At 61.9% G+C, this 25,739-nt stretch carries 25 protein-coding genes, 1 tRNA gene and 2 pseudogenes; 10 read left to right on the plus strand and 18 right to left on the minus strand.

Annotated features, from left to right (window positions below):
- Positions 1-308: 308 nt before the first annotated feature.
- Positions 309-1,211, plus strand: a complete 903-nt coding sequence (locus tag AAEZ08_RS00735; protein ID WP_427701873.1) for a TIGR01777 family oxidoreductase — start codon at positions 309-311, stop codon at positions 1,209-1,211.
- Positions 1,212-1,291: 80 nt separating this feature from the next.
- Positions 1,292-2,317, plus strand: a complete 1,026-nt coding sequence (gene hemH / locus AAEZ08_RS00740) for a ferrochelatase (protein ID WP_102819718.1) — start codon at positions 1,292-1,294, stop codon at positions 2,315-2,317.
- Between the two features lie 40 nt (positions 2,318-2,357).
- On the opposite strand, the gene AAEZ08_RS00745 is transcribed toward hemH, so the two are convergent.
- The 9 genes and pseudogenes from AAEZ08_RS00745 to folE form a co-directional block, all read right to left on the minus strand.
- Complete coding sequence (locus AAEZ08_RS00745; protein WP_500123540.1) at positions 2,358-5,015, minus strand: EAL domain-containing protein; 2,658 nt, start codon at positions 5,013-5,015, stop codon at positions 2,358-2,360.
- Between the two features lie 178 nt (positions 5,016-5,193).
- A complete protein-coding gene (locus AAEZ08_RS00750; RefSeq protein WP_003284530.1) occupies positions 5,194-5,640 on the minus strand; it encodes a PAS sensor domain-containing protein in 447 nt (148 codons plus the stop codon).
- A 77-nt stretch (positions 5,641-5,717) separates the two neighbouring features.
- The gene (locus AAEZ08_RS00755; protein WP_003284529.1) at positions 5,718-6,245 is read right to left on the minus strand and encodes a DUF3833 domain-containing protein; all 528 of its coding nucleotides are present in this window, start codon (positions 6,243-6,245) and stop codon (positions 5,718-5,720) included.
- Positions 6,242-6,712, minus strand: a pseudogene (locus AAEZ08_RS00760) (MFS transporter); the annotation flags it as partial. The pseudogene AAEZ08_RS00760 and the gene AAEZ08_RS00755, both read right to left, overlap by 4 nt.
- Positions 6,709-7,520 (minus strand): IS5 family transposase gene (locus AAEZ08_RS00765; protein WP_500123541.1). Its coding sequence is split into 2 segments (ribosomal slippage): positions 6,709-7,178 and positions 7,178-7,520, totalling 813 coding nucleotides; the frame shifts between segments, so codons are not numbered across the junction. The pseudogene AAEZ08_RS00760 and the gene AAEZ08_RS00765, both read right to left, overlap by 4 nt.
- A gap of 59 nt (positions 7,521-7,579) precedes the next feature.
- Positions 7,580-8,350, minus strand: a pseudogene (locus AAEZ08_RS00770) (MFS transporter); the annotation flags it as partial.
- Positions 8,347-8,865, minus strand: a complete 519-nt coding sequence (locus AAEZ08_RS00775) for a chalcone isomerase family protein (protein ID WP_500123542.1) — start codon at positions 8,863-8,865, stop codon at positions 8,347-8,349. The gene AAEZ08_RS00775 and the pseudogene AAEZ08_RS00770, both read right to left, overlap by 4 nt.
- Before the next feature lie 10 nt (positions 8,866-8,875).
- Complete coding sequence (gene folX, locus AAEZ08_RS00780; RefSeq protein WP_003284525.1) at positions 8,876-9,247, minus strand: dihydroneopterin triphosphate 2'-epimerase; 372 nt, start codon at positions 9,245-9,247, stop codon at positions 8,876-8,878.
- Complete coding sequence (gene folE, locus AAEZ08_RS00785) at positions 9,247-9,804, minus strand: GTP cyclohydrolase I FolE (protein WP_003284523.1); 558 nt, start codon at positions 9,802-9,804, stop codon at positions 9,247-9,249. The genes folX and folE overlap by 1 nt, the downstream gene beginning before the upstream one ends.
- Positions 9,805-10,011: 207 nt before the next feature.
- Between folE and AAEZ08_RS00790 the strand changes: the two genes are divergently transcribed.
- A complete protein-coding gene (locus AAEZ08_RS00790; protein ID WP_500123543.1) occupies positions 10,012-10,326 on the plus strand; it encodes a DUF6482 family protein in 315 nt (104 codons plus the stop codon).
- On the opposite strand, the gene AAEZ08_RS00795 is transcribed toward AAEZ08_RS00790, so the two are convergent.
- Positions 10,323-10,769 carry a thiol-disulfide oxidoreductase DCC family protein gene (locus AAEZ08_RS00795; protein WP_500123544.1) on the minus strand — a complete coding sequence of 149 codons (447 nt, stop codon included), beginning with the start codon at positions 10,767-10,769 and terminating at the stop codon, positions 10,323-10,325. The two genes, AAEZ08_RS00790 and AAEZ08_RS00795, sit on opposite strands and share 4 nt — an antisense overlap.
- Before the next feature lie 93 nt (positions 10,770-10,862).
- Here AAEZ08_RS00795 and AAEZ08_RS00800 point away from each other — a divergent pair, with 93 nt between their 5' ends.
- The 5 genes from AAEZ08_RS00800 (at position 10,863) to nahK (ending at position 19,921) form a co-directional block, all read left to right on the plus strand.
- The gene (locus AAEZ08_RS00800) at positions 10,863-11,810 is read left to right on the plus strand and encodes a MerR family transcriptional regulator (RefSeq protein WP_003284519.1); all 948 of its coding nucleotides are present in this window, start codon (positions 10,863-10,865) and stop codon (positions 11,808-11,810) included.
- Positions 11,811-11,848: 38 nt separating this feature from the next.
- Positions 11,849-14,380, plus strand: a complete 2,532-nt coding sequence (pqqF, locus tag AAEZ08_RS00805; protein ID WP_500123545.1) for a pyrroloquinoline quinone biosynthesis protein PqqF — start codon at positions 11,849-11,851, stop codon at positions 14,378-14,380.
- A gap of 293 nt (positions 14,381-14,673) precedes the next feature.
- Entirely contained in the window at positions 14,674-15,861 is a 1,188-nt protein-coding gene (locus AAEZ08_RS00810) for a porin (RefSeq protein WP_003284517.1), read from the plus strand.
- A 327-nt stretch (positions 15,862-16,188) separates the two neighbouring features.
- Complete coding sequence (gene nosP / locus AAEZ08_RS00815; RefSeq protein ID WP_500123546.1) at positions 16,189-17,352, plus strand: nitric oxide-sensing protein NosP; 1,164 nt, start codon at positions 16,189-16,191, stop codon at positions 17,350-17,352.
- On the plus strand, positions 17,282-19,921 hold the full coding sequence (gene nahK, locus AAEZ08_RS00820; RefSeq protein ID WP_500123547.1) for a hybrid sensor histidine kinase/response regulator NahK/ErcS': 2,640 nt from the start codon (positions 17,282-17,284) through the stop codon (positions 19,919-19,921). The genes nosP and nahK overlap by 71 nt, the downstream gene beginning before the upstream one ends.
- 115 nt (positions 19,922-20,036) lie before the next feature.
- On the opposite strand, the gene AAEZ08_RS00825 is transcribed toward nahK, so the two are convergent.
- From AAEZ08_RS00825 to AAEZ08_RS00855, 7 genes are all read right to left on the minus strand, one after another.
- Positions 20,037-21,044 carry a glutathione S-transferase family protein gene (locus AAEZ08_RS00825; RefSeq protein WP_500123548.1) on the minus strand — a complete coding sequence of 336 codons (1,008 nt, stop codon included), beginning with the start codon at positions 21,042-21,044 and terminating at the stop codon, positions 20,037-20,039.
- An 84-nt stretch (positions 21,045-21,128) separates the two neighbouring features.
- On the minus strand, positions 21,129-22,112 hold the full coding sequence (locus AAEZ08_RS00830) for a glycosyl transferase family protein (RefSeq protein ID WP_482693082.1): 984 nt from the start codon (positions 22,110-22,112) through the stop codon (positions 21,129-21,131).
- The gene (locus tag AAEZ08_RS00835) at positions 22,109-22,441 is read right to left on the minus strand and encodes a TusE/DsrC/DsvC family sulfur relay protein (protein WP_500123549.1); all 333 of its coding nucleotides are present in this window, start codon (positions 22,439-22,441) and stop codon (positions 22,109-22,111) included. The genes AAEZ08_RS00830 and AAEZ08_RS00835 overlap by 4 nt, the downstream gene beginning before the upstream one ends.
- Entirely contained in the window at positions 22,438-22,740 is a 303-nt protein-coding gene (tusB, locus tag AAEZ08_RS00840; RefSeq protein ID WP_500123550.1) for a sulfurtransferase complex subunit TusB, read from the minus strand. The genes AAEZ08_RS00835 and tusB overlap by 4 nt, the downstream gene beginning before the upstream one ends.
- Entirely contained in the window at positions 22,740-23,099 is a 360-nt protein-coding gene (tusC, locus tag AAEZ08_RS00845; protein WP_482693079.1) for a sulfurtransferase complex subunit TusC, read from the minus strand. The genes tusB and tusC overlap by 1 nt, the downstream gene beginning before the upstream one ends.
- Positions 23,099-23,491: a sulfurtransferase complex subunit TusD gene (gene tusD / locus AAEZ08_RS00850; RefSeq protein WP_312442569.1), complete on the minus strand. Its 393-nt coding sequence runs from the start codon at positions 23,489-23,491 to the stop codon at positions 23,099-23,101. The genes tusC and tusD overlap by 1 nt, the downstream gene beginning before the upstream one ends.
- Before the next feature lie 90 nt (positions 23,492-23,581).
- Complete coding sequence (locus tag AAEZ08_RS00855; RefSeq protein WP_015277156.1) at positions 23,582-24,250, minus strand: Bax inhibitor-1/YccA family protein; 669 nt, start codon at positions 24,248-24,250, stop codon at positions 23,582-23,584.
- Positions 24,251-24,378: 128 nt separating this feature from the next.
- Here AAEZ08_RS00855 and AAEZ08_RS00860 point away from each other — a divergent pair.
- Together AAEZ08_RS00860 and AAEZ08_RS00865 are read left to right on the plus strand one after the other, a co-directional pair.
- Positions 24,379-24,468 (plus strand) — tRNA-Ser (locus tag AAEZ08_RS00860).
- 332 nt (positions 24,469-24,800) lie between these two features.
- Positions 24,801-25,073 (plus strand): DUF1652 domain-containing protein, encoded by a 273-nt coding sequence (locus AAEZ08_RS00865; protein WP_500123551.1) that lies wholly within the window; start codon positions 24,801-24,803, stop codon positions 25,071-25,073.
- Here AAEZ08_RS00865 and AAEZ08_RS00870 read toward each other — a convergent pair.
- The gene (locus tag AAEZ08_RS00870) at positions 25,048-25,704 is read right to left on the minus strand and encodes a TetR family transcriptional regulator (protein WP_181066457.1); all 657 of its coding nucleotides are present in this window, start codon (positions 25,702-25,704) and stop codon (positions 25,048-25,050) included. The genes AAEZ08_RS00865 and AAEZ08_RS00870 overlap by 26 nt on opposite strands.
- Positions 25,705-25,739 lie beyond the last annotated feature (35 nt).

Below are 25,739 nucleotides of genomic sequence, written 5' to 3' on the forward strand. Positions count from 1 at the left end.
TGGAGTTTTGTACAACGTGAGGTCATCATAATACTGAGATTGTACAAGTCAATAAGAGCTGTACAACTTAATCGAAATTCTTATACGTTTTACGTCAGCCAGCGCCCTGGGATAGGGCTGCGACAGCCAATCACGCGCGATGCACAGCTATTCGTTACGAGGGTCGCGGCGATTTGTCCTGGAGGCACTTGCTGCATTTGTCATGGGCATGGCATCGAGTTGCTGTACATTCGTATGGCGCTGTATAGGTGTATGCTGTACAGGATGTCCTCGAACTAGCGCAGCGCGCTCGCGCACCAGGAGCTCACATGAATATCTTGCTGACTGGCGGTACCGGTTTGATTGGCCGCGCGTTGTGCCGACGCTGGGTGGCTGATGGGCATCGGCTGTGGGTCTGGAGCCGCACGCCGCAGCGGGTCGCGCAGCTGTGCGGTCCCGAAGTTCAAGGCGTGGGCAGCTTGCAGCAGCTGGATGCGGTGGCGCTGGACGCAGTGGTCAACCTGGCCGGCGCGCCTATCGCGGATCGCCCATGGACCAAGTCGCGCAAGGCGCTGTTGTGGGATAGCCGGGTGAAGCTCACCGATCAGTTGGTCGAATGGCTCGGCAAGCGCGAGCAGAAACCGCCGCTGCTGATTTCTGGCTCTGCAGTGGGGTGGTACGGCGATGGCGGTGAACACCGCCTCACCGAAGCCGATCAGCCAGTGTCAGCCGACTTTGCCAGCCAGTTGTGCAACGCCTGGGAAGAACGGGCGATGGAAGCGACGGTACTGGGCATGAGGGTGGTGCTGGTTCGTACCGGGCTGGTGCTGGCAAAAGACGGCGGGTTTCTAACGCGTCTGCTGCCGCTGTTCAAGCTGGGTCTGGGAGGGCGTCTGGGCAATGGCCGCCAGTGGATGCCCTGGATTCATATAGAGGATCAAATCGCCCTGATTGATTTTCTTCTACGGCAACCCGCAGCCAGTGGCCCCTACAATGCGTGTGCGCCGGAGCCGGTGCGCAACGCAGATTTCACTCGTAGCCTAGGGCGTGCCTTGAGTCGCCCGACGGTGCTGCCGGTGCCGGCAGCGATACTCAAGCCCATGCTGGGCGAGCTTGCGGGGCTGCTGCTTGGTGGCCAGCATGTGTCACCGCAAAGGTTGCAGGAAGAAGGCTTTAGCTTTCGTTTCAGTGATCTGGATTCGGCCCTGGCCGACCTATTGACGCACCCCTGAGGGGGCGCCCTGTGTGAAAATAGCGCGCCTGCCGCTTGCAGCGAGGCGTCAACCTTAAACAGTAGTCAGGAAAGTTTTGCATGACAGAGCAGGCGTTGTTGTTGGTCAATCTGGGTTCGCCGGCCTCCACGGAAGTCGCTGATGTACGCCGCTACCTCAACCAGTTCCTGATGGATCCCTATGTGATCGATCTACCATGGCCGTTGCGGCGCCTGCTCGTCTCGCTGATTCTGATCAAGCGTCCCGAACAATCTGCGCATGCCTATGCCTCGATCTGGTGGCCGGAAGGCTCGCCGCTGGTCGTGCTCAGTCGCCGTTTGCAGGAGGCTGTAAAGCCGCACTGGACGCAAGGGCCGGTCGAACTGGCGATGCGTTATGGTGAGCCGTCCATCGAAACCACACTGACCCGCCTGGCCGGACAGGGCATCAACCAGGTGACGCTGGCTCCGTTGTATCCGCAGTTTGCTGACAGCACCACCACGACCGTCATCGAAGAGGCGCGCCGGGTCATCCGTGAGCGCGGACTGAGCCTGCAGCTGTCGATTCTTCAGCCGTTCTACGATCAGCCGGAATATCTCGAAGCGCTGGCAGCCAGTGCCAGGCCGCATCTTGAGCAGGATTTCGATCACCTGCTGCTGAGTTTTCACGGATTACCCGAGCGCCACCTGCACAAGGTCGATCCGACAGGTTCGCATTGCCTGAAGAGTGACGACTGCTGTCAGCGGGCTGAGGGCGCCGTGCTCGCCAGCTGTTATCGCGCGCAGTGCATGCGTACCGCTGCCGGATTCGCCGCGAAGGCGGGGTTGCGCGACGATCAGTGGTCGGTTTCTTTCCAGTCGCGTCTGGGGCGAGCCAAGTGGATCGAGCCCTATACCGAGGCGCGCTTGGACGAGCTCGCCGAGCGTGGGGTGAAGAAGTTGCTGGTAATGTGCCCGGCCTTTGTCGCCGACTGCATTGAAACCCTCGAGGAGATTGGCGACCGCGGGCGCGAGCAGTTCGTCGAGGCCGGTGGCGAAGAGCTGGTGCTGGTGCCGTGTCTAAACACTCACGAGGACTGGGTGCAGGCGTTGGTGAAGCTGTGCAGTCGCGCGCCACTGGCGCTGTAGCAATAACGGCTGGGAGGTGCCGCGGCGGCTCTTCCCAGTCCTATCCCTGCGTGCCTTCGTCGGTCCCTGCGGCATGAATCAGCTGCTCGAAGGCCTCCACGGATAGCGGCTTGCCGAACAGGTAGCCCTGAAAGTGGTAGCAGCCATTGGCGAGCAGCATCACCCTCTGCGGTTCGCATTCGACGCCTTCGGCGATAACTTCCAGACCCAATCCGCTGGCCAGCGCGCAGATCGAACGCACGATGGTCAGGCTGCTGGTGTCCTCCGGCAGCCGGCGAACGAAGGTCTGATCGATCTTCAGCTGATCCAGCGGCAATTGCTGCAGGTAGCTCATCGACGAATAGCCGGTGCCGAAATCGTCGATGGAAAAGCGGATGCCGCGGTCCTTCAGTCGGGTCATGCGGCTGATGGCTTCAGACATGTTGTCCAGCAGAAGCGTTTCGGTGAGCTCCAGCTTGAGTCGGGCCGGGTTGGCGCCGCTTTGCTCCAGCAGTTCAAGCAGCTTCTCCACGAAATTGTCCTGATACAGCAGGTGTGCGCTGAGGTTGACCGAAAGGGTCAGTTCAGCGAATGCCGCCACTTTTGCCCATTGCGCGAGCTGTGCGCACGCCTGGGTCAGAACCTGCTGATCGAGGGCGTGGATAAGGCCGGCGTGTTCAGCCTGTCTGATGAAGGCAGCCGGGATTAGCAGGCCGCGCTGTGGATGCTGCCAGCGCACCAGTGCTTCGGCGCCGACAATGCCTTCGGTATGTTCGAGCTGCGGCTGGAAATGCAGTACGAACTCGCCGTTTATCAGCCCCTGGCGTATCTCGTCTTCCAGGCGTAGGCGTTCTTGCACAGCTTGTTGCATGCGTGGATCGAAGAAGCGCAGAGCGTTCTTGCCGGAGATCTTCGCCTCGTACATCGACATATCGGCGCGCTTCATCAACTCGTCGCTGCTGCTGGCGTCCGCGCCGAACAGCACCACGCCGATGCTTGCACTGCTGTACAGGCTGACGTCGTTCAGCTGGTACGGTCGATCCAGTGAGCCGAGCAGTTTCATGCCGATATGCTCGGCCTGGGCTGCGGCCTGTAATGGATCGTCCCCGAGACTCTCCAGCATCACCACGAACTCATCACCACCAAAACGCGCGACCGTGTCGCTGGCCCGCACATCGCCGTGCAGCCGCTCGGCGGCGACGCGCAACACCTGGTCGCCGGTCTGGTGGCCGTGCAGGTCGTTGATGTTCTTGAAGTTGTCCAGATCGATGAACATCAAGGCGCCCAGCTGGCTGCTGCGTCGGCTCGCAGCCATCGCCTGGTGCAGGCGATCGAGCAATAGACGCCGGTTCGGCAGGCCGGTCAGGGGGTCATAGAACGCCAGGTTGTGGATGTGTTCTTCGGCTGCCTTGCGATCAGTAATGTCGGTAAAAGCCGCGACATAGTGGGTAATTTCATCTCGCACGTTGCGTACTGCACTGATGGACAGCCATTCAGGGAATATCTGCCCGCTCTTGCGGCGGTTCCAGATTTCACCCTCCCAGACACCTCTGGATTCGATACTGGACCACATCGAGCGGTAGAACTCTGCGCTGTGTTTTCCTGAAGCGAGCAGGGCGGTGGTTTGGCCGATAGCTTCCTCGGCGCTGTACCCACTGATGCGCGTGAAGGCACGGTTCACCCGCAGGATGCGGTTCTGCGCATCAGTGATCAGCATGCCTTGCTGCGATTCGAACGCGATGGCGGCAATCCTGCGCTCCAGTTCGGTATTCACTCTGTCGGTGATATCGCGACTCAGCCAGACCACCGCACGCTTTTGTCCTTCCGGTAGCTCCAAGGGTAAAGCTCGACCTTCGAACACCTTTGGCCCGCCCAGGGTAGCCATGCTGTATTCGATCAGCTGTGGCATGTCGCTGTTCAGGGTTCGTTGGATGAAGTCGAGAAAGCGACGCTCTTCCGCTTCGGCCATCACGTCATGCAGACGACGGCCAAGCAGCTTGCTCGCATCATCGTAGAGCAGGCTGCGTTCAGCGCAGAGGATCTCCAGATAGCGGCCATCTTCGTCGATAACCATGAGCAGGTCGGGAATCGCCTTGGTAATGGCCCGCAGCCGTGCTTCGCTGAAGCGCAGCGCCTGTTCGAAACGATCGCGTTCCAGTAGGTCATTGAGCATCACGCCTAGGGTGGCAGTTGCCAGCGGCAGTGCGAGCAATACCGGTAAGGCGATCTCCGCCATTGCGGAGGCGCCAAGTGGACTGGGTAGCAGCAACGCGACGAGGCCCAACACGCCGAGGTGTAGCAGCAGACCGAAGGCGAGCAGCTGCCAGAAGCCGATACGTAGCCACCGCTGGCGGTAGGCGCATCGGTAGCCGATGCCTAGCAGGATCGGCAGGAGGATGTTGGCAAGTCCGGGGACGAGACCTGGTCCGCCGATCCAGATACGGTAGCCGCCAGCCAGCACGCCGGCGGTTCCAGCCACTATAGGGCCGCCAAACAACCCAGCCATGCTGAGGACAACGGTGCGGGCGTCGAGAATGATTCCGGTCTGGCCGATGCTGGTGTTCAGCATGCCGAAAATGCAGGCGCTGCCGAACCAGAGTCCAGCGAGCAATTTTGCAGAGAGCTGACCGCTCCGGTTCCAACTACGTGTGGTGAAAGCCAGCAGCCAACATAACGCGAGCAGCATGACCGCGTTTTCTACGACAGCATTGATCGTCAAGACAGATCCTATGGCGTGAAGCGCCCACGACAGGATTTAAGTGGCAAGGTGCCAGTATCCCACATCTGCCGCGCTCAAGTTACGACACTTAGGTCTTGTTTTTTGGGGCTGGAAGTAGAGGCGCACTTGCAGCGGTGCGCCTTGAGCTGCGGCCAACCAGGTGTTGGCCGTGCTGCATTCAATTCTGCTGCTGGCTCAACTTTGCCTTGAGTTCGCGGATTTCCGCTTCCAGCGCTTCGACACGTTGCAGCGCATCGACCTCGGCAGTGACGTTCTTCTGGATGCCGATGAAGTAGGTCAGCTGGTCACCTTCGTTGAATACCGGCGTAATGGAAAGCTCGTTCCAGAACGGTGTGCCGTCCTTGCGGTAGTTGCGGATGATCTGGCGGCACGGCTGGTTGTTCTTCACCGCCTCGCGAATGGCCTGCAGGGCCGGCTGGTCGCGGTCCTCGCCCTGCAGGAAGCGGCAGTCGCGGTAGAGGATGTCGTCGACCGCATAGCCGGTCAGCCGCTCGAACGCTGGGTTGGCGTAGATCAGGATGTTGTCGTCGCCTTCCTGCTCGGCGACCACGATCCCGTCGTTGGAGGCTTCGATAACCAGTTGCAACAGCTTGGCATTGATCATGTCACGACATCCTGAAGGGGCATGCCGCGCATTCTAGAACAACTTGGCCCGCTCGGTGCCTTGCAAGTGCCATCAGCTCATTCGTTGCGTTTGCGGAAGAACAGGGTGACCTGTCCCACCTCCACGCCGAACTTGCTCATGAACGAACGGTTGGCCAGGGTGTTCTCGTCGATCAGGTACATCCAGTCGTCCAGGTGTACGTCGTAGACCTTGTCATCCACCGGCAGGCTGAGCACGTAGCGCCAGCGCAGGGCATTGCCGGCCACTTCGCCAACGGCCTCGCCGACCACGTCTGCAGCCGTGCCGCGCCAGTGCCCCGGGCTTTTCTCGGTCAGCGTCCAGACGCGCTGCTGGGTAGTGCCGTCGCTGTAGCGGAAGTGTTCGTCGAGGATCAACTTATCGCCATCGAGGCTGCCTTCGATCTCGACATGGAAGCGCTTGACGACCTCGCCGGAGCGCTTCTGGAACATGCCCCAGGCATCAACCGTGCCGACGAAATACTTGCGCAGATCCAGCTGCGGCTCCTCGTCTCGGTAATGTTCGACGTCGACGGCGGTGCAGCTGAGCAACAGCAGGCAGCAAGCCAGGATCAGTACCTTTTTCATGGTTTCGGTTCTCCGCAGGGCAGGGATGTGAGCAGCCGCGCCGCCAGCAGCTTCAGCAAGCAGGGCAGGCCGGCGTAGACCAGCGCAAGGTTCCAGCCGGCCGCGGTGCCTGGTTGGTAGTCGCTCAACGCCAGCAATGGCAAAGCCAGACCGGCGAGTGCCAGCGCCAGCTTGGCGAGAAAGCTCCACAGGCCGAAGTAGGCGGCGGTCGAGTCGCGCTCCTCGACTGGGATGATGTCGGCCAGCAGCGCCGGAGGCAGGGCCAGATCGGCCCCGAGGGCGAGACCGGACATCACGCAAACGCCGGCATAGGCCCAGGCCGAGCCCGGCTCCAGCAGCACCGCCCAGATAAAGGCCGCGCAGGCGGTGAGCATGCCGATCCGCCAGCTGCGCCGTTTGCCGAGACGATCAGCCAGACGGGTCCAGAGTGGCAGACCCAATGCGCCGCTGATGAAGTACAACGCTAGGTTCTGTACGAAAAGTACTGACGCAAACACCGCAGCGTGCAAGCCAGCGTGACCATCGCGGCAAAACTTCTTGCCAGCTTGTCGTAACGAGTGCCGATCCTGCGGCTCTCCTTTAGCCAGCCGAACATGCGCTCGATGATGTTGCGCTGCCGGTATTTCGGGCGATCGAACAGCCTTGGTAATCCTGGCTTGGGCTTACGTTTCATGGTTCGCAGTGGAATCACAGGCTGCATTCGGTAACGGTCGCAGTACTGACGCAGCTGCTCGGCATCGTAACCCTTGTCTGCCAGCAACCAGCGGCAGCGCTTGCGGGGCCGACCTTGCTTGCCGGGGATGCGTACCTGATCGAGAAGTACCTGGGCATTCGATATGCCGTTGGCGTCGCAGACCATGTGGATCTTGGTGGTCAGGCCGCCTCGGCTACGTCCCAACGCATGGTCTACCGGCTCTTCTGGCCCCCCTTTTTCCCGGCTCCAGAAGAAGCTCGGGTTGCTCGCACCGCTGTTGAGTCGATCATCCAGGTATCCAGATCAATCAGGCCTTCCTGGTTCAGCCGGATGTGCAAACGCTCAAGCACTTGATCGAATGTGCCATCGTCGCGCCAGTCGCGAAAACGCTGGTAGACCGTCGACCACGGGCCGAAGCGCTCCGGCATGTCACGCCAGGCTGCACCTGAGCACAAGACCCAGAGGATGCCATTGAGCATCAATCGGTCATCACTGCGAGGTCGTCCCATCTTCTGTTCGGGGGAAACCAGATCCTTGATCAGCTCCCAAGCCGCATCAGGGAGCTCGTAACGCTTTGCCATGCGGATCTCCAGCCTGTCATGGCACCGATTCTATCTCCTCAGACTTTTCGTACAGAACCTAGGAAAAGGCCGGTCAGTTGCGCCAGTTGCAGACGGTCGGCGATGAAGAACAGCGCCAGGGTGGCCGGAATCGCCACGGCCACGGCATTGATGAAGTAGACGCCCGCCAGCCGCTGGAACGCACGATTGCGCAGCGGCAGTCGCCAGCTGCTGGCTTGCGTGCGCACGGCGCGATGGGGGCGTGGGGCGCCGAACAACAAGGTCGCCGTGCCGAGAAACAGCAGCACGGCGAAGGTGGCGGCGAAGGTTGCCAGTGCCGCGGCCATGCCATATTGCGTCGCCAGCACGGTAGGCAGCACGCTGGCGAGCACCACGCCGAACAGCCCGGCACCTTCGCGCCAGGCAGCGACTCGGGTGCGGGTATCCGGCTGGTCGGAGAGGCGCGCGCCCCAGGCCAGATAGGTAATGTTGATCAGGCTGTGCAAGGTATAGGTGAGCGCCAGCAACGCGCCGAGCCAAGCGGCTAGGCCGAAGCTGCCGAAGTTGCCGGGTGGGATCAGCAGTGCCGCCATCGCCAGGCTCAGCAACACAGCCGCGCCGCCGAGCAGAATGGTCCAGCCGCGTGGTGAGCGACGATCGATAAGGCGGCCAAGCCAGGGGTCTTGCACGGTGTCCAGCAGACGGGCGAGAAACAGCACCGCGCCGGTCAGCGTCAGACCGAGGCCGAGATCGGCCGCATAGAAATTCGGCACCAGCACATAGATCGGTAGCATGGCCATCGCCAGCGGCAGGCCGAGCATTCCATAGGCCGCCAGTGCCCGGCTTTTCATCGCTGGCCCAGCAGGTTGCAGCGCAGCTTCTGGTCGCGGCTGCGCGGGTCGAGCCAGATGGCGAAGAACGCGTCGGCGAACGCAGCGTCGGCGACCTCATGCTGCAGGCGATCATTCACGTAGAAGCGGCAACCGCGCCCGGGCAAGAAGACGCCGGTGATTCGGTCACCCGCCTTTACATCGACGAAGGCCTGCTGCATGTCTGCGCGCCAGCGACGCAGCTGTTCGACATCAAGCGATTCACCGGACAGTCGCTGAATCTCTTCCAGGCTGGTGCGCACCAGGTCGTTGCGGCTGATGGAGCGGTGATAGGTCAGTTCCAGCGCAAACGGTGTCCGGGCTTGCAGAGGCGCGGCTTCGCTCCAAAGGCGCGCGTCATAGATGCGCAAACCGAAGAAGCGCAACTGGCCTTCACCGATCAGTCGCGCCTGTGGCACGGCTTCGCACCAGCTCGCCGCTGCGATCAGCGGGATCAGCGACAGCAGGCTGGCGAGCACAATGCGGCGGATATTCACGACCCCGTGCTCAGCGACTGCCAGCGAGGGTGATCGAGACCGAATCGGCAAAGCGCAGCGCATGCGGCTTGTCGACTTCCACCTCGGCGTAGCTCACCGCGGGATGTGCCATCACCAGGTCGAGGATTTCCTGGGTCATGCGCTCGAGCAGGGCGAAGCGGTTGTGCTCGACATGACGAATGATCGCCTTGGTGATGGTGCGGTAGTTGAGCGCCTGCTCGATGTCGTTGTCGCGCACCGCCTCGACCGCCGGGTAGAGGATATTCAGGTTGATCAGCACATCCTGACGGTTGAGTATCTCGTCCTCATTGATGCCGATGTAGGTGCGCAGGCGCAGATCCTTCACCCGGATGCGTGCCATTCCAGGCTCCAGACGCGACATCACTGGCTCCTCCCGATCAGCTGGAGGAATTCCATCCGTGTGTTGCAGGAGCTGCGGAAGGCGCCGAGCATCACCGAGGTGTTCATCACCGAGTTCTGCTTCTCTACGCCGCGCATCATCATGCACATGTGCTTGGCTTCGATCACCACCGCAACACCAGCGGCGCCGGTGACTTCCTGAATGGCCTCGGCGATCTGGCGGGTCAGGTTTTCCTGGATCTGCAGCCGGCGGGCGAACATGTCGACGATCCGCGCGATCTTCGACAAGCCCAGTACGCGCCCGGTGGGGATGTATGCCACATGGGCCTTGCCGATGAAGGGCAGCATGTGGTGCTCGCACAGAGAGTACAGCTCGATGTCCTTGACGATGACCATCTCGTCGTTGTCCGAGGCGAACAGCGCGCCGTTGACGATCTCTTCCAGGCTGCGGTTGTAACCGCCGCACAGGTATTGCATCGCCTTTGCCGCGCGTTGCGGCGTATCGCGCAGACCTTCGCGCTCGGGGTTTTCACCCACCCCGGACAATATTTCGCGGTAATGACCAGGCAGATCGTTCATGACGGTTCCTTTCGTAAGGCGGGCGCTGTTGTGGATGCACAGCGGGTACTGGATGCAATAAAGCTATACGAATATTCGTTGTTGTACAGATAAATGTACAGGAATATTCTACTGAAACGAAAGCTGCTTCGCTGGAACCCGCAGTTTGGCAGGCAGAGAGCAATTGCCTGGCTATGCGGACAAGCGAATCTGTACAGGTATCCGAATATGAAACTGAGCGTATCGAGGTTGAGGCTACGTATTGCGCTATGTCTCGGCCGAATAGAGCGGGTCGAGCTGCATGGTTTGCGCTGCTGTGGATACAGCGCCTGGGTGGTCGAGCGCAGCGGTCGCCGGCGGCAGTTCGCCGTAGGCCAGCGTAACGTCTGGTGCGACCAGGGCAGCTTGAAGCGGGAGCTTCGGGCGTGCGGTGTGCGCGAGGTCTACTGGCGGCAGCCGGTCAGCCATGACGAGATGATCGGGCGCCCGGCAGCTGTGGAGTTCGGGCTCGGCCTGCGCATGCCGCTGCTCGCACAGAACTAACGGTGATCTTCGGTTGTGCCGTCAGCGTTCGACGGCTTCTGCGGGACGTTGCACTGGGTGGCACAACGATTCGCACCGTCGGGATGCGGCAGCCAATCCAGATGGGGGCGTAGCACGGCGAACAGCTGGTAGCCGAGCAGTAGCAGCGGGCGCAGTGGCCGCCAGACGAGCGGGGTGGCCCAAACGCCGTGGCCCGCGAGACGCCAGCTCCAGTAGGTAGCGTCCACGCCAGTCAACCAGACTCCGCTGGCGCTACGCGCATGTAAGCGCCTGCGCAGTTGCGTTACGTCTCGGTCGAGGCCGTCGGAGTTGAAGTCTGCAGCGCTGATATCGACTAGTAGCAGCCGTGCAGGATCGGCCTTTTTTTCTAGCCAGCGGACTTCACGGGCGCAGAGCGGGCAGGCGCGATCGACATAGAGCGTCAACGGCAGATCGGGCGTCATTTCATCGCACCTCGGGTTTGTACAACGTTTGTAGAGGGTATGCTGCGAAACGCTGGGTTACAATCTCGGCATTCTCTTCCAGCGAGCCGCCCCATGACCGATTCTTCCGGCGCTTCGAACCTGGCCTCGAATGCGTTCGAGCAGCAGGAGCTATTTCCTATCCGCGAGGTTTCCCGCCTTACTGGTGTCAACCCGGTGACTTTGCGCGCGTGGGAACGCCGCTACGGACTGATCCGGCCGACACGCACGGACAGTGGCCATCGGCTGTACTCGATGGCAGATGTGGAAGCGGTGCGCAGCATCCTTTCCTGGACCGAGCGTGGCGTGGCGGTAAGCAAGGTCGGCAGCATTCTGGCGCGCAGCGCGGCAACCCGCGAAGCTGAGGAGCCCGCAATAGTTGTCAGTGGGGAGTGGGGTGAGTGGCAAGCGCAGCTGCGCGAAGCCGTGAATAGTTTCGACGAGGTGCGCCTGGAGCAGCTTTATGGCCAGGTCTTCTCCACCTATCCGCTGGCCGTGGTTTTTCAGGATGTTCTGTTGCCGGTTTGGCAGGAGCTTCTGCTGCGTCAGGATGAGTTCGGCGGCACCAGCGAGTGGCTCTTTCTCGATGCCTTTCTCCGTGCCCGGGTGCTCCAGCGGTTGCAGCTGGCTCGCATGCCGGCTGGCGAGCGCGTACTGCTCGCCGCGATGCCAGGGCAGTGCCGCGAACTGGAGCTGCTGGTAGCAGGGCTGATGTTGAGCGGCGACAGCCTGGCCGTCAGCGTGCTGCCGATCGGGCAGCCGCTGGAGGAGCTCGCGCTGGTCTGCGACAAGATGAAACCGCAGGGCCTGGTCCTGTTCTCCAACGTTCCCCACGGCGAGGCGCAACTACGCCAGCTCAACAAGCTATCGCTAGGGCTCGATTGCCCGCTGGCGGTGGCCGGTGAGGCCGCCGAACTGGGTCGTGAAGCGCTGGCGGGTACGCCGATCGCCTGCCTGGGTAGTTCCGGCAAGCTGATGCAGCGCCGTTTGCGGCAATTTCTCGCCGGCCAGCTGGATACTTGAGCGATGCGCGTGACTGTCGGGCTAGAGGAGAGTAATCCATGACGCCAGACAGCGTTCCTTCTACCTTGCTACCGTTGCGCCACGTGCTTTCCAATGGTCTGCAGGTGGGCTTTATCCAGTTGCCGACTGGCAGCCAGGCGGCAGCGCTGGTGCGCGTGCATGCCGGTGCGCACGACGCGCCGAGTCAATATCCGGGGCTCGCGCATTTTCTCGAGCATCTGCTGTTTCTAGGCAGCCATGCCTACGGGCCGTCGCAAAGTCTGATGCCGTTCGTGCAGGGCTGTGCCGGGCTACTGAATGCATCGACCCGCGAGCGCCACACCGATTTTTTCTTTCAGGTTTCGCCTGCGGCCTTTGACGAAGCGTTGAAGCGCCTGCTCGATATGCTTGCTCGGCCTTTGCTCGATCCGGCTGCGCAGCTTCGCGAGCGCGAGGTATTGCAGGCCGAATTCCTGGCGCGTGGGCGGGATCGGGAAACCCTGTGCGACGCCGCTATTGGTACGGCGCTGACCACCCCGCATCCGTTTTCTGCCTTTCACGCGGGCAATCGCGACACGCTGCCGGTAGAGCTGCGGGCGTTCCAGCAGGCGCTGCAGGGCTATCACAGTCGCTTCTACCACGCCGAGCAGATGGAGCTGCTGGTTGCCGCTCCCTGCAGTCTTGAGCAACTGATTGAGGTGTTGAGTTGCGTCGAGTGCCAGTTGCCGGCTGCATCTTTGGTAGCAAGGCCGGTGCCGCCGTTGCGCGCTGATGACGGCGCCGCGTTGCATCTGAAGGTTGACGCTGCAAAGCCCTGCCTGGCCATGGCATTCGCTCTGGACGACCTGCCCGAAGGCGTCGCCGTGGCGCTGGATGTCCTGCGGTCATGCTTGGCCTCCCAGGCCAATGGCAGTTTCTTCGCGGCAATGCGCGAGGCGCGCTGGTGCGATGCGCTGGTGCTGCGGACGCCCTACTGGCACGCGGGGCAGGGCGTGGTCGTACTCGAATTTCAGCTGACAGAGCAGGGCATGGCGGATCGCGGTCAGCTCGTTGCGGCAGCGCGTGGCTGGCTGCACTTCATGACATCGCAGGCGCCCTGGTCCGAGCTGTGGAGCGAATACGTGCATATTCGCCAGCGCGAGCTGCTGGGCAAGGAGCCATTGGCGCTGTTGCGCTATTGGATCGATCCGGGAGCCTGGTCGCCGTCTACCAACGCCACAGATGTACAGCATGCGTTCAGGACGCTGGGCGCAGCGTTGCACGGCTGTGAGCCGATCATCCTTACCGTCGATGGCAGCGACGGTGACGGTCACGCGCGCGTCGCTACGAAAGGCGCGGGATTTGCGCTGCAGGTGGCTTCGCAACAGCTGCCGATTCCAGATCCCAGAGCGTGGCAATGGCAGCTCCCCGAACGCAATCCCTGGTTGAGTGAGCGAGTGCAGCCGCGGACGGCGCCGGTGCTGTCGCCATCGCTGTGCTGGCTCGAGCACGGCGACGGTGCGAGTGGGCAGGGTGCACTGTATGTCAGGTGGCGCCTGTCCAGTGGGCAGCCGGCGGCCGGCCTGGGGCACGTGCTGAACGCTGCATTGCGACCACATACCCATGCCGCCGCACAGGCGGGGGTCGAGGTGCGTTTCGAAGACCACGGGCGCAGTTGGTGTCTGTCCCTGGTCGGCCATGCCGAGGCGGCACCGATCATTCTTCGGGACTTGCTCAGGGTACTGAAGGCGCCACCAGCCAGTGCGTTCGATGAAGGTTCGCGCTTGCTCAGCAAAGCTGAAACCCCGTGTGCCGACGAGATACTGATACGGCAGCTGCTACGCCGAATTCCTGCTCTGCTGGAGCCGATGACGTCCGTTGATGGCCTTCCTCTGCATCAGGCCGGACTCGATCTGCTCTGGCTCCGGTCACACTGGGATGCATTGGTGGTTGGATTCCCAGTTCATCTGAGTGGACCGTTGCAGGATGTTCTCGATGCTGTGCCCGGCATGCCGGACCTCATCAGCAGTGAGCAGGCCGCAGGCGTGCCGCGCTACCAGTGGTCTCGCTTTGGCGAGCCGGGTGAAGAAACTGCGCTGGTCCTGTTTTGCCCTCTGCCGGATCGTATGGCGGCCACGGAGGCGGCTTGGCGACAGCTTTCACGGCTCATGGAGGGCGCGTTCTTCCGCCGCCTGCGCAGCGAGCTGCAACTGGGCTACGCGGTGTTTTGCGGCTTTCGCCAGTTCGGCGAGCGGCCCGGTATCGTGTTCGCCGTGCAATCCCCCAGCGCTTCGGCCCCCGAAATTCTTGGCCATATCGAAGCCTTCCTTGAAGCCTTCGCTGGCAACCTGGCTGCGCAGGCCACCGCGGCGTCCCTCGACAGCGCGTCGCTGTCAGAACAGAGCGCGGACTTGCGGCGGCATGCCGAGCGTATCTGGCAAGCTCGCTTGGCTGGCGGCGACAACAGCCATCCCGCCGCTGTGAACGCCGCCATGGCTGTCCTCCAGGTTCAGGATATGCGTGATCAGCTACATGCACTGCGCAGCGCCATCGGCGGTTGGTGTGTCGTGGCCAATGCAGACGCACCGGACGCGCGCTGGCGGCAGCGCTGACCGAACCCGCCCCGTTGTCCGAGGGTAGCCCTGTCCGGCCGGTCGTCCCGCCTTCCACTACGAGCAATAGAAAGATTGGGCTTTTGTCTGCGCCGGATTAGGCGCGCGCTGCTTTGGATGTAGTACCTAAGCCCACATCTATGACGTCAGCGGATGACATGCTTTGCGCGCAGATCGACCCCCGCGGCGAAAGTACTAGCCTTTCGCCGCCATCGAAGCGTATGTGTGCCCTGATGGCCTTTCGATAATCGCTCCCGTCACGACTGCTTGTCGTCATTACCGCGGAGAGCGCCATGCACAAGAACAAGAAAGCCGTATCAACCCTGCTACCACTGGCCCTTGCCAGTGCCGTCGCCATGACCGTAAGCCAATCGGCACTTGCCGAAATCATGCTTTACGATGAAGGGGACACCACCTTCGCCGTAGATGGTTACTTCAACACCTTCTACGTCCACAGCGACATCGATCGGGATGGTGAGCAGTTCGACCGCAAGCAGTCGCGGGTGAAGATGGGCTTTCTGCCCAACTGGATCGGCTTCAACTTCGGCAAGCAGGTCGGCGACCTCAAACTCGGTGGCCGCTCATCCTTCTGGGTAACGATCAACGACAGCGATACCAACGGCACCGAAACCGGCATCGACGTGCGTCAGTTCTACGCGACCGCAGCGAGTGAGCAGTGGGGCGAAGTGCTTTTCGGTAAGGATTTCGGCCTGTTCGGTCGCTCCAACATCCTGCTCGACGAAATGCTCAGCGGTTACGGTCAGGTCAGCGATACCCTGGGCCTGGTCGATGGCGGCGGCGTCTCCTTCGGCAATATTGGTACCGGCTATCCATACCCGTTCCCGACTTCGCAGATCACCTATCGCTCGCCGAAGATGAATGGTCTGCGCATCGCCGCAGGCATCATGGACCCGGTGGATACCACCGAGGACACCTCGTCCACTCTGGACAAGGCGTACCAGGAAGCGCCGCGTTTCGAAACCGAGATCACCTACGAGTTCGAGATGGGCGGCACGCAGTTCTACACTTGGATCAACGGCATGCAGCAGAGCTCGGACAACACCGACAGCAGCATCGACAAAGTCGATTCCAAGGGCCTGGGTTACGGCGTGCAGGCCAAAATGGGCAGCCTGTCGCTGACCGCCTCGGGCTTCCAGGCCGAGGGCATCAACCCGTTCTTCACCAACAACGCCGGCGAAGCACTGCTGCGTGAGGTGGACAGCGACGGCTACCTGCTGCAGGGTTCCTACCGCTTCGGCAAGAACCGCGTAGCCCTGTCCTACGGCAAAACGAAGGATGACGGCAACGGTCTGGGCAGTGCGGCTGACTACGAGACCCGCGGCATCGCTCTGTTTCACAGCATCAACGACAACCTGACGCTGGTTGCCGAGCTGAACCAGTTCGAGATCGAAGGCAAGGATAGCCCGGCGCTGGATGAAGAAACCCGCACCTTCGCAGTGGGTGCGGCGCTCAGCTTCTAAGCAACAGCGACGGAAGGGCGCGGATGGCAGTCGAACCGTAGGTCGTGCCATCCGTTGCGATGCAGTGGTGCGTACGTTGATCGTCCCCACGCCCTGAGTGCAACGACAACCGCTGCACCTGAAAGGCTGGTACCCGTGAGGGCCAGCCTTTTCGACATCTGCTCAATTCGACATCACCGCTCTCGGCAGCGGAACTGTTGGCAACCTGCGTTGTTTCGTCGCGATGCTACCTAGGCAGGCCTTTACCGGTACTCAAGTAGCATTTTCGTCCCATATGCCCTGCCCAAGAATGGGGACATCCGATTCAGGTGGTGCGGGGTATCGTGCGTGACCGATGAACAAGGCGAAGTGATCCGCACGGCGATGTCCGAGGCGCGGCTACCCGAAACGGTGGCGCAGGACCTGGCGCGCCAACTGATGCACCCGCATCTGGGCTTCGTGCTGTTCTTCTGTTCAGCGGAATATGACTTGCCGGCACTGGGCGATGCGCTGCGCCAATACTTCGGTGGCGTGCGTCTGGTCGGTTGCACTTCGGCGGGCGAGATCACCTCCCAAGGCTATGGGCGTAGCTGCGTGACGGCAGTCGGCTTCGACCATCGAAGCTTCTCCATCGCCTGCGAGCTGATCGACGAGATGGATCGCTTCAGCCTGATCGAGGCACAGCAGTTGGTCGAACGCCTGGGTAGCGACTGCCGCAGCAACTCGCTGGCACCGATCAAGGACCACAGCTTTGCGCTGACGCTGCTCGACGGGCTGTCCAGCCGTGAGGAGATCGTGTTGTCTGCGCTTAGCGCGGCGTTCGGCAGCATTCCGCACTTCGGTGGTTCGGCCGGCGACGACAATCACCTCAGCGATACCTACGTCTACTACGACGGCCGGTTCTACAGTGGTGCGGCGATCGTGGTGCTGATCAATACCTGGCTGGATTTCGAGGTGTTCACCACCCATCACATCCTGCCACTCGAAGACAAACTGGTGGTGACCCGCGCCGACAGCAACAGCCGGCGGGTTTACGAACTGAACGCCGAGCCGGCCGCCGAGGAATACGCACGGCTGATCGGTGTGCCAGTAAGCGATCTCGATCACCGTCTGTTCGCGGCCCACCCGCTGGCGGTGCGGATCAACGAGCACTACTACGTGCGCTCGATCCAGAAGGTCAATGAGGACATGAGCCTGACCTTCTATTGCGCGGTGGAGAACGGCATCGTGCTCACCGCCATGGAACCCGGCCCGCTGATGCCGAATCTGGAAGCCCTGTTCGAGCGGCTGGAACAGCGCCTCGGGCCGCCGCTGTTGACCATTGGTTGCGACTGCTTTCTGCGCCGGCTGGAAATCGAGGGCAACGACACCGGCGAACAGACTTCGGCTTTTCTCCGACGCCAGCAGGTGATCGGCTTCAACACCTACGGAGAGCAGTTCAATGGCATGCACATCAACCAGACCTTCACCGGTGTCGCCATTGGCCGACCCGGAGGCCGGGCAGGTCGCTGAGCTGCTGGCGCGACAGGCCGAACTCGAGCGGGAAAACCTCAAGCTCAAGCGCATCAACGCTGCGCTGATCGAGCGCGTCGAATCCAGTGGCGCCGGGCGGGATGCCTCCTATGCGGCTTTCCAACATTCGGTGGAACTGGCCGAGCAGGTCCGCGAGCGTACCGACGCCCTGAATCAGGCGATGGCCGAACTCAAGGGCAGCAACCAGCTGCTCAGCGATGCGCGGCTGCGCGCGGAAACCGCGCACCAGCACCTGGTCGACGCCATCGAAAGCATTTCCGATGCCTTCGTGCTGTTCGACCGCGATCAGCGCATCGTCCTGTTCAACCGTCGTTTCAAGTCGCTATGGACACGCACGCGCGCGCGCATCAACGCCGGCACCCGGCTGGCGGAGGTGCGCCGGCTGGCGGAAAGCACCGGGCTGATCGTCGAGGAACACCGCGGCAAGGGCGACGAGCCAACAGTGTATCGCCTGAACAACGGGCGCTGGGTGCAGGTCAGTGAGCGCCCGACCCGCGAAGGCGGGCTGGTGATTCTCTACACCGACATCACCGAGGTGAAAGTCAGCGAAACCATGCGCCGCGAGCAGGCCCTGGCGCAGAAGTCGCGGCTGTTGCAGCGCGCCGTGGACAACCTGTCCCAGGGGGTGGCCATGGTCAGCGCCGAAGGCGCTCTGGAGTTGTGGAACCGGCGATTCCTCGAACTCTGCGGGTTGGCGCCGATCGAAGCGCACCGGCCGTTCGAGGAAGTCATGGCCGACAGCGAGCTGACCCTGCTCACGCCCAACAGCCGTGACGCCCGCGGCCGGCCGATTCGCGAACTGGAGCAGCGGCTGTTCGATGGGCGCGTGCTGGAAATCCGCACCCATGCGCTGCCAACCGGTGGCTTCGTCAATACCTTCACCGACATCACCGAGCGCTACCGCCATGCCGAGGCGCTGCGCGAGAGCGAGCGCTGGATCCGCCTGATCACCGACCATGTGCCGGCGTTGATCGCCTATGTCTCGGCCGATCTCACCTACGAGTTCACCAACAAGGTCTACGAGGAATGGTATCGCTGGCCCAGCGACGGCATGCTCGGCCAGTCGCTGCGCGAGGTCCACAGCGGCGAGCACTGGCGGCAGCTGGAGCCGTACATCGACCGGGCACTCTCCGGCGAAAGCGTCAGCTTCGAGATGGCCGAGCGCAACCATGCCGGCCAGCAGCGCTACATGCTGCGCTCCTATGTGCCGAACCGGCAGGCCAATGGCGAAGTGGCTGGCATCTTCGTGCTGATTCAGGACATCACCGATCGCCGGCGCACCGCCGAGGCGCTGCATCAGGCCTATCAGAATCTCGAACAGCGGGTGCGTGAGCGCACCGCCGAGCTGACCAGCCTCAACGACCAGCTGCTGCGCGAGATTGACGAGCGCAGCCATGTCGAGGCGCGCCTGCGTGAAGCCAAGCGCGAGGCGGAAGTAGCCAACCTGTCGAAGACCAAATTCCTTGCCGCGGTCAGTCATGACCTGCTGCAGCCGCTCAACGCCGCGCGGCTGTTCACCAGCGCCTTGCTTGAGCAACCGGGAGCGCCCAACGGCGGGCTGATCCGCAACATCAGCAATTCGCTGGAAGATGTGGAAAACCTGCTCGGCACGCTGGTCGACATTTCCAAGCTGGATGCCGGTGTGATCAAGCCGGATATTGCTCCGTTCGCTGTCAGTGAGCTGCTGGAAAACCTCGCCATGGAGTTTCGCCAGATCGCCGGGGCCGAGCAGCTGCAGCTGGACTTCATTCCTTGCTCGGCGCTGGTGCGCAGCGATATCCAGCTGCTGGCGCGCATCCTGCGCAACCTGCTGACCAACGCCATCCGCTATACGCCGCAGGGGCGCGTGCTGCTGGGCTGTCGCCGCCATCGGCAGAGCCTGTCCATCGAGGTGTGGGACACCGGCGTCGGCATCGCCTCGGACAAGCTCGAGGAGATCTTCCACGAATTCAAACGTGGGGAGGGCGTGCGCCCCAACCAGGACCGCGGCCTCGGCCTAGGCCTGGCCATCGTCGAGAAAATCGCCCGTATGTTGGGCCACCGCATCCGGGTCAGCTCGCATCCGGGCCGCGGTTCCTGCTTCGCTATCGACGTACCGCTGGCCAAGCGCGCACCCAAGGCGCGGCCTGAGCCAAGCACCACGGAGCTGGTGCTACAGCGACTGCAGGGCGCTCGGGTGTGGGTTCTGGATAACGACACGGCGATCTGTGCCGGCATGCGCACGCTGCTGGAAGGCTGGGGCTGCAAGGTGATCACCGCACTGTCCGAGGAGGACCTGGCGCGGCAGGTGGACAACTTCCATGCCGAGGCCGACCTGATGATCGCCGACTACCACCTGGACAATGGCCACACCGGCATCGATGTCGTGGCCACCGTCAATGCGCGCCGCGCCAGCCCGCTACCGGCGCTGATGATCACCGCCAACTACAGCAACGAACTCAAGCAGCAGGTCCGCGAGCTGGGCCATATGCTGATGCACAAGCCGGTGCGGCCGATGAAGCTGAAGACTGCCATGTGCCATATGCTCGAGCATGGTACAGCTGGATGACTGATCCGCTGGCCCCGGCAGCCGTCGGATGTGACCGCATCGCCGCGGGCGCGCTTCCCACAGGACCTGGGGTTTTGTAGAAGCACGACATCCGGGCGATGGTATGGGTTTCAGGCTAGCTGTGCTCCGATCTCACCCAGATGCCGCTGCCTCGCAGGCGATCGCGATCATGTGGTCGATCCAGTCCAAGAAGCGGACCTTTCGGCACGATGCCATTTCCGTTGATCTGTCGATGGCTGGCGTAGTAGTGGTTCTTGATGTGTGTGAAATCCACCGTTTCGGCAATTCCCGGCCACTGGTAGAGCTCGCGTAGCCAGTTCGACAGGTTCGGATAGTCCTCGATGCGGCGCAGGTTGCACTTGAAGTGGCCGTGGTAAACCGCGTCGAAGCGAATGGCTGTGGTGAACAGGCGCCAGTCGGCCTCTGTCAGGTACTCCCCTGTCAGGTAGCGCTGCTTGCCCAGGCGTCGCTCCAGCCAGTCGAGCTCACGGAACAACTCGTCGAAGGCCTCTTCGTAGGCCTCCTGGGTCGTGGCGAAACCTGCTCGGTAGACCCCGTTGTTGATCGCCGGATAGATCCGCGCGTTTAGCGCATCGATTTCGCCACGTAATGGTTCAGGATAGAAATCCAGCTGCGATCCGGTGAGATCGTCGAACGCACCGTTGAAAATGCGGATGATCTCGGCGGACTCATTGTTAACGATGCAGTGGCGTTCCCGATCCCACAGGATAGGAACCGTCACGCGCCCAGAGTAGCCCGAGTCATCGCGGGTGTAGCGTTGATGCAGATATTCAAGGCCGTCCAGCGCGTCCCCGCTGGAGCCGGTTGCCTTGTCGAAGGTCCAGCCGTTCTCCGCCATTAGCCAGCTGACCACAGACACGTCGATCAGGGTCTCCAAACCTTTGAGCTTGCGGTAGATCAGTGTGCGGTGAGCCCAAGGGCACGCTAGCGCAACGTACAGGTGGTAACGGCCGGCCTCGGCTGGAAAGCCGGTTTTGCCGCCGGGCCCCGGCGAGCCATCCCGGGTGATCCAGTTGTGACGCTTGGAGTGTTCGCGTTCGAACCTGCCATCTCGGCTTGAATACCAGCGGTCATGCCACTGGCCATCGATAAGTAATCCCATTTTGTCCTCCTGTTACGGCATAGGAGGGCAGTCTAGGAAGCATCGTTCGATCAATGTGACCGAATGGCGGGTTAATCCTATCGCTTAAATCGATGAGTGGCGGGCCTGCCAGTAGCTTTGCGCTTGCTCGAAAGCCGCGTCTCGAGTCGCGCCAAGCCCTCGCAGGGCAAGGGCCATGGTGGCGATCACTGCGAGTTCGCCGTACGCGTCTTGTTGCTCTCCAGCCCAGACGGCAAGCAGCTGCTGTGGGTCGAGCTGCGCGGGCTTCACGTGACGTCGCTCGGACAGCGCCGGCCATTCCTCATCCCACGGTGTGCCGCCAGTGGTGCCGTAGAGGTGCGAGATGTTGTCCGGGTTCATCTCGATTTCGCCGCCTTCGCCCTTGATGACGATGGCGTGGTCACCGAGCAATGTGCTGGCCTGGCGATGAGTGTCCTGATAACCGGGGTGGAAGATGCTCTGCAACCCGCAGCGCGCGCCCAATGGGTTGAGCAGGCGTGCCAGCGAATGCACTGGGGAGCGCAGGCCAAGCAGGTTGCGCATGTCGATCATGCGCTGCAGCACGGGCATCCAGGCGCCCAGCGGGATGAACGCGAGATTGCTCTGGTCCAGCGCAGCGCCTACTTGCTCCCAACTGTTGCAGTGACGGATGCCCAGTAGCTCCAGTTGCTGTTCGCTATAGATGCGTCCGGCGGTGTGCGCACCGCCGCCATGAAGGAGGATGCGCACGCCGTTGTTCGCCAGGCATTTGGCGGCCAGCAGATACCAGGGCAGGTGGCGTTTCTTGCCGGCATAGCTTGGCCAGTCGAGGTCGACCGCGATAGCCGGTGCCTGCACGCGCTCGCGTACGGCCTCGGTGAAGCCTGCCAGCTCTTCGGCACTTTCTTCCTTATGGCGCAGCAACATGAGGAAAGCACCCAGCTGAGCGTCCTCGACCTTGCCGTCGAGCAGCATGCCCATGGCCTCGCGGGCTTCTTCGCGTGTCAGGTCGCGGGCGCCACGCTTACCTTTGCCGAGAATGCGCACGAAGGCGGCGAAAGGATGTTCTGCTGGGGTTTCGATGTTCATAGACAATTGCTCGGTTTCGGCAGCCCGGCCAGCTTGGCGGCCAGTTTGGCGGGGGGGCCTTTGAACAGGCGGTTGAGGTGCATGCTGTTGCCTTTCTCCGCGCCGAGCTTGAGCGCGGTGTACTTGATCAGCGGGCGCGTGGCCGGCGACAGCTGAAATTCTGCATAGAACTCGCGCAGCAGCCACAGGATTTCCCAGTGATCGGCTTCCAGTGCCAAGTCTTCACGGTCTGCCAGCGCTTCTGCAACGGGTTCGTTCCAGTCAGCCAGATCGACCAGAAAGCCGTCCTTGTCCAGCGCGATCTCGCGCCCTTCGACTAACAGGTTCATAGCCAGCTGTTGACCCGCAGGTAGCGGCAGGTCAGTTCGACAAAGCCCGCATAGTCCAGCAGTTGCACGCGCGACGGCAGCATGCCGAGTGCCCGGGCCTGCACGTCTTCTTCAAGTGCGAACAGCGCGACCTGCTCAGACAGTTGCTCCAGCTCGGTCGCGGGTTTGGTTCCGGCCGTCAGGGCGTAGGTTGCGTCGCCGGTCAGCAGCAGGGCGTCGGTGTCACCTAGCAGCGGCAGACAGCTGCTGAAGCGGCCGTCGCTGAAGGGCGAATGGGAAAGCACATGCAAAGTGGCCATCAGATCGTGATCACATGGTCATAGCGGTTGATCAGGGTGCTCAGGTCGGTGTCGTCGAGGATTTCGACTGGCAGCGCCAGAGAGGATTCATCCAGGTTGCGCTCGGCCAGGCTGCGGCGAGCGACGAACAGACTGTCGATGCCGAACAGCGGCAGCGCCTGCAGATTCGCGCTTAGATCTTTCTGCTCGAGCGATGCGGCCTGCTGCGCCTTCGTAAGCTGGAATACGCCGTCGTCGAGAAACAGCAGCCCGAGCGGCAGCTCGAAAGCGCCGCCGGCCAACACGATATCCAGTGCCTCGCGGGCCGACGGGCCGGCCCAGGGCGCCTGACGGCTAATGATTAGCATGGAACGCGCCATCATTGGCCTCCGAAGCAGACGAGCCGATCCGCTTGTTGCGCGGCTTCATGCAGCTGGCCCAGCCCCGACAGCTCCCAGCCAGCGGCAAGGTTCGCTGCCGGACGCTGGTAGCGCTGCGCTTCGCCGGCATCCAGTACGCCGCGACGCAGGCCGGCGGCGATGCAGACCACGCCGTCCAGCTGGTTGGCGCTGACGAAACGGCTCCATTCAGCCGCCACGTCCAGTTCGTCCTGTGCCGCCACGACATTCGCTGAAGCACTGTGCACGCCATCCTGATAGAGGAACAGCCGGACGATTTCATGCCCGCCAGCGAGCACGGCTTCGGCAAAGCGCAACGCGCGGCGGGCAGCGGGTGAATGGGGCGGAGCAAACAGGGCGATTACGAATTTCATCGGGGCACCATGGCAGAACAGCCGACATGATACGCCAGCTGCAGGCATGAAAAAGCCCGCCGAAGCGGGCTTGTTCAAGCTGGGGAGCGATCAGTCGTCGCCACCGAAGATGCCCAGCAGCTGTAGCAGGCTGATGAACAGGTTGTATAGCGAAACGAACAGGCCAATGGTGGCCATGATGTAGTTGCGCTCGCCGCCGTGGATGATGGCGCTGGTCTGGAACAGGATGCAGGCCGAGGAGAACAGCACGAAACCTGCGCTAATCGCCAGTTGCAGCCCGGTGATCTGGAAGAAGAAGCCCGCCAGCATGGCGCCGATCAACACGAAGAAGCCCGCGGTGATGAAGCCACTGAGGAAGCTCATGTCCTTGCGAGTGATCAGCACGTAGGCCGACAGTCCGAAGAACACCAGGGCAGTCATCGACAACGCCGAGCTGATCAGCTCACCGCCGTTGGCTAGACCCAGATACATGTTGAGGATCGGGCCCAGGGTGTAGCCCATGAACCCGGTCAGGGCGAAGGTGGAAACCAGACCCCATGCCGAGTTGCGCAGCTTGGCAGTGAGGAAGAACAGCCCGTAAAAGCCGATCAGCACCACGAAGATATTCGGGTAGGCCGCGTTTGCCTGCATGGCCATATAGGCAACCAGGCCGCTGAACGCGAGGGTCATGGCCAGTAGTCCGTAGGTGTTACGCAGGACCTTGCTGACCTCGCGCTGTTCGACCTGCGTGTGGCTAAGCGCGTATTCGTGTTCGTGCATGGCGACACTCCTTGGATGAATTCAAGCCTGAGACGATTTGTCCCGGATCATAGCAGAGGCACGTTGAATGCCTAGCATCAGTGTTTGACAGTGTATTTCTATCCGGTACTATTGCGCCCGCTTTATCCGGAAGTGTGGCCGAGTGGTTGAAGGCAGCGGTCTTGAAAACCGCCGAAGGGGAGACCCTTCCCAGAGTTCGAATCTCTGCGCTTCCGCCATCTGAAAACCTGAAGGCCCCGTATTCCGGGGCCTTCAGTGTTTCTGGGGTTCCGAAAAGGGGCGTTGTTGGTCCCAGTTTGGTCCCATCACGCTCATGCGAGCGCAGGCGACCTCCCCGAAAGCGACGCCTTCGTAGTCACTTCAGCGCAACTGCCACGCACGCCGCAAGCAAACCCAAACGGGCGCAATTTTGGTGCGTTGTCCCGCCTGGCCGTTCGTTGATGGTTGCTCGATGAGATCGCTCCAGCCTGTGGCAGAGTTGGCAGTTGCCGAGGTGGCGATGCGCCAGCCGGCTGCTAGAATGCGCCGCCTGACAAATGGAGTTGTCGCCATGAAACGTTTCAGGCAACCGGAAGCCTTCGCACTGATTCAGCAGGACTTCGAGCCGCTGGTATTCAGCGCCCGCATGGACTCGCCGTCCACCGTACGCGTAATGCTCATCGATGAGGCGACCGGCGAATCGCTGCTGCTCACCGGCCTGCCGTGCCGTGTATCCCTTTCCCGCGCCGAGATCGCCGGCCTGATCAGCACCATCGATCTGGATGCCGCCGCCCTCAGATCCTCCCTGCTAAGCAACCTCAAACGCCCTCGGTTGCTCGGCTAGTCTGCTGGGCAGTGTCGATATGCACTGCCGTCACCAGTGCCAACAGATTGCTCGCCATAAAGGGCGCCTGCTCCCTGAGTGAGAACAGCTTCGGTGACAGCAGCCAGGTGTGGGTGATGCCCATCAAACTTGAGTAGAGCAGCAACGCTAGCGCGCGGGGCGGCTGGCAGTGCTGAATAACCTGCATGTGCTGCCCTTGCTCGATCAGCTCCTCGAGCAATTGGACCATGTCGCGGGTCAGCTTGCGCTCACGCTTGAGCGTGCTGGCCATCTGCGCTGTGAGTTCGGTCTTGTTCAGCAGGATCTCGAAAGACTGGCGATACCAGCGGTCGTCCAGTAGCAGGCGGAACCACTCGTTGACGAAATGCTCGAGGGCGGCAGCTGGTTCCTTGGCGAGTTTCCGGCTGCGCGCTATCAATCGCTCCAACGGCTCTTGGGAAATGGTCAGTACGGCCTGGTAAAGCTCGTCCTTGCTCTTGAAATGCCAGTAGATAGGGCCGCGACTGAAGCCCGCGGCCTCGGCGATCATCGCCAGCGTGGTGTTCGAGTAGCCGTTGCGGCTGAACAGCTCGAGTGCTGCGGCGATGACCTTGAGGCGAGTCTGCTCGGCGTCTTCTTTGGTACGGCGCATAAGGCTCCTCGAAATGCGCGGCGGCCACGCAGCGT

Source organism: Pseudomonas sp. E45-MNA-CIBAN-0222, assembly GCF_040310405.1.
Taxonomy (GTDB): domain Bacteria; phylum Pseudomonadota; class Gammaproteobacteria; order Pseudomonadales; family Pseudomonadaceae; genus Stutzerimonas; species Stutzerimonas stutzeri_AC.

Coding starts and splice junctions, on each gene's coding strand:
- AAEZ08_RS00735 (WP_427701873.1), top strand. CDS start 309: ATGAATATCTTGCTGACTGGCGGTACCGGTTTGATTGGCCGCGCGTTG.
- AAEZ08_RS00870 (WP_181066457.1), bottom strand. CDS start 25,704: ATGCGCCGTACCAAAGAAGACGCCGAGCAGACTCGCCTCAAGGTCATC.
- AAEZ08_RS00865 (WP_500123551.1), top strand. CDS start 24,801: ATGAAACGTTTCAGGCAACCGGAAGCCTTCGCACTGATTCAGCAGGAC.
- AAEZ08_RS00825 (WP_500123548.1), bottom strand. CDS start 21,044: ATGGGATTACTTATCGATGGCCAGTGGCATGACCGCTGGTATTCAAGC.
- tusC (WP_482693079.1), bottom strand. CDS start 23,099: ATGGCGCGTTCCATGCTAATCATTAGCCGTCAGGCGCCCTGGGCCGGC.
- AAEZ08_RS00755 (WP_003284529.1), bottom strand. CDS start 6,245: ATGAAAAAGGTACTGATCCTGGCTTGCTGCCTGCTGTTGCTCAGCTGC.
- AAEZ08_RS00795 (WP_500123544.1), bottom strand. CDS start 10,769: ATGACGCCCGATCTGCCGTTGACGCTCTATGTCGATCGCGCCTGCCCG.
- folE (WP_003284523.1), bottom strand. CDS start 9,804: ATGAACGATCTGCCTGGTCATTACCGCGAAATATTGTCCGGGGTGGGT.
- AAEZ08_RS00750 (WP_003284530.1), bottom strand. CDS start 5,640: ATGATCAATGCCAAGCTGTTGCAACTGGTTATCGAAGCCTCCAACGAC.
- nahK (WP_500123547.1), top strand. CDS start 17,282: ATGGCATGCACATCAACCAGACCTTCACCGGTGTCGCCATTGGCCGAC.
- AAEZ08_RS00810 (WP_003284517.1), top strand. CDS start 14,674: ATGCACAAGAACAAGAAAGCCGTATCAACCCTGCTACCACTGGCCCTT.
- AAEZ08_RS00830 (WP_482693082.1), bottom strand. CDS start 22,112: ATGAACATCGAAACCCCAGCAGAACATCCTTTCGCCGCCTTCGTGCGC.
- AAEZ08_RS00790 (WP_500123543.1), top strand. CDS start 10,012: ATGAAACTGAGCGTATCGAGGTTGAGGCTACGTATTGCGCTATGTCTC.
- AAEZ08_RS00800 (WP_003284519.1), top strand. CDS start 10,863: ATGACCGATTCTTCCGGCGCTTCGAACCTGGCCTCGAATGCGTTCGAG.
- folX (WP_003284525.1), bottom strand. CDS start 9,247: ATGTCGCGTCTGGAGCCTGGAATGGCACGCATCCGGGTGAAGGATCTG.
- AAEZ08_RS00835 (WP_500123549.1), bottom strand. CDS start 22,441: ATGAACCTGTTAGTCGAAGGGCGCGAGATCGCGCTGGACAAGGACGGC.
- hemH (WP_102819718.1), top strand. CDS start 1,292: ATGACAGAGCAGGCGTTGTTGTTGGTCAATCTGGGTTCGCCGGCCTCC.
- AAEZ08_RS00855 (WP_015277156.1), bottom strand. CDS start 24,250: ATGCACGAACACGAATACGCGCTTAGCCACACGCAGGTCGAACAGCGC.
- tusD (WP_312442569.1), bottom strand. CDS start 23,491: ATGAAATTCGTAATCGCCCTGTTTGCTCCGCCCCATTCACCCGCTGCC.
- pqqF (WP_500123545.1), top strand. CDS start 11,849: ATGACGCCAGACAGCGTTCCTTCTACCTTGCTACCGTTGCGCCACGTG.
- tusB (WP_500123550.1), bottom strand. CDS start 22,740: ATGGCCACTTTGCATGTGCTTTCCCATTCGCCCTTCAGCGACGGCCGC.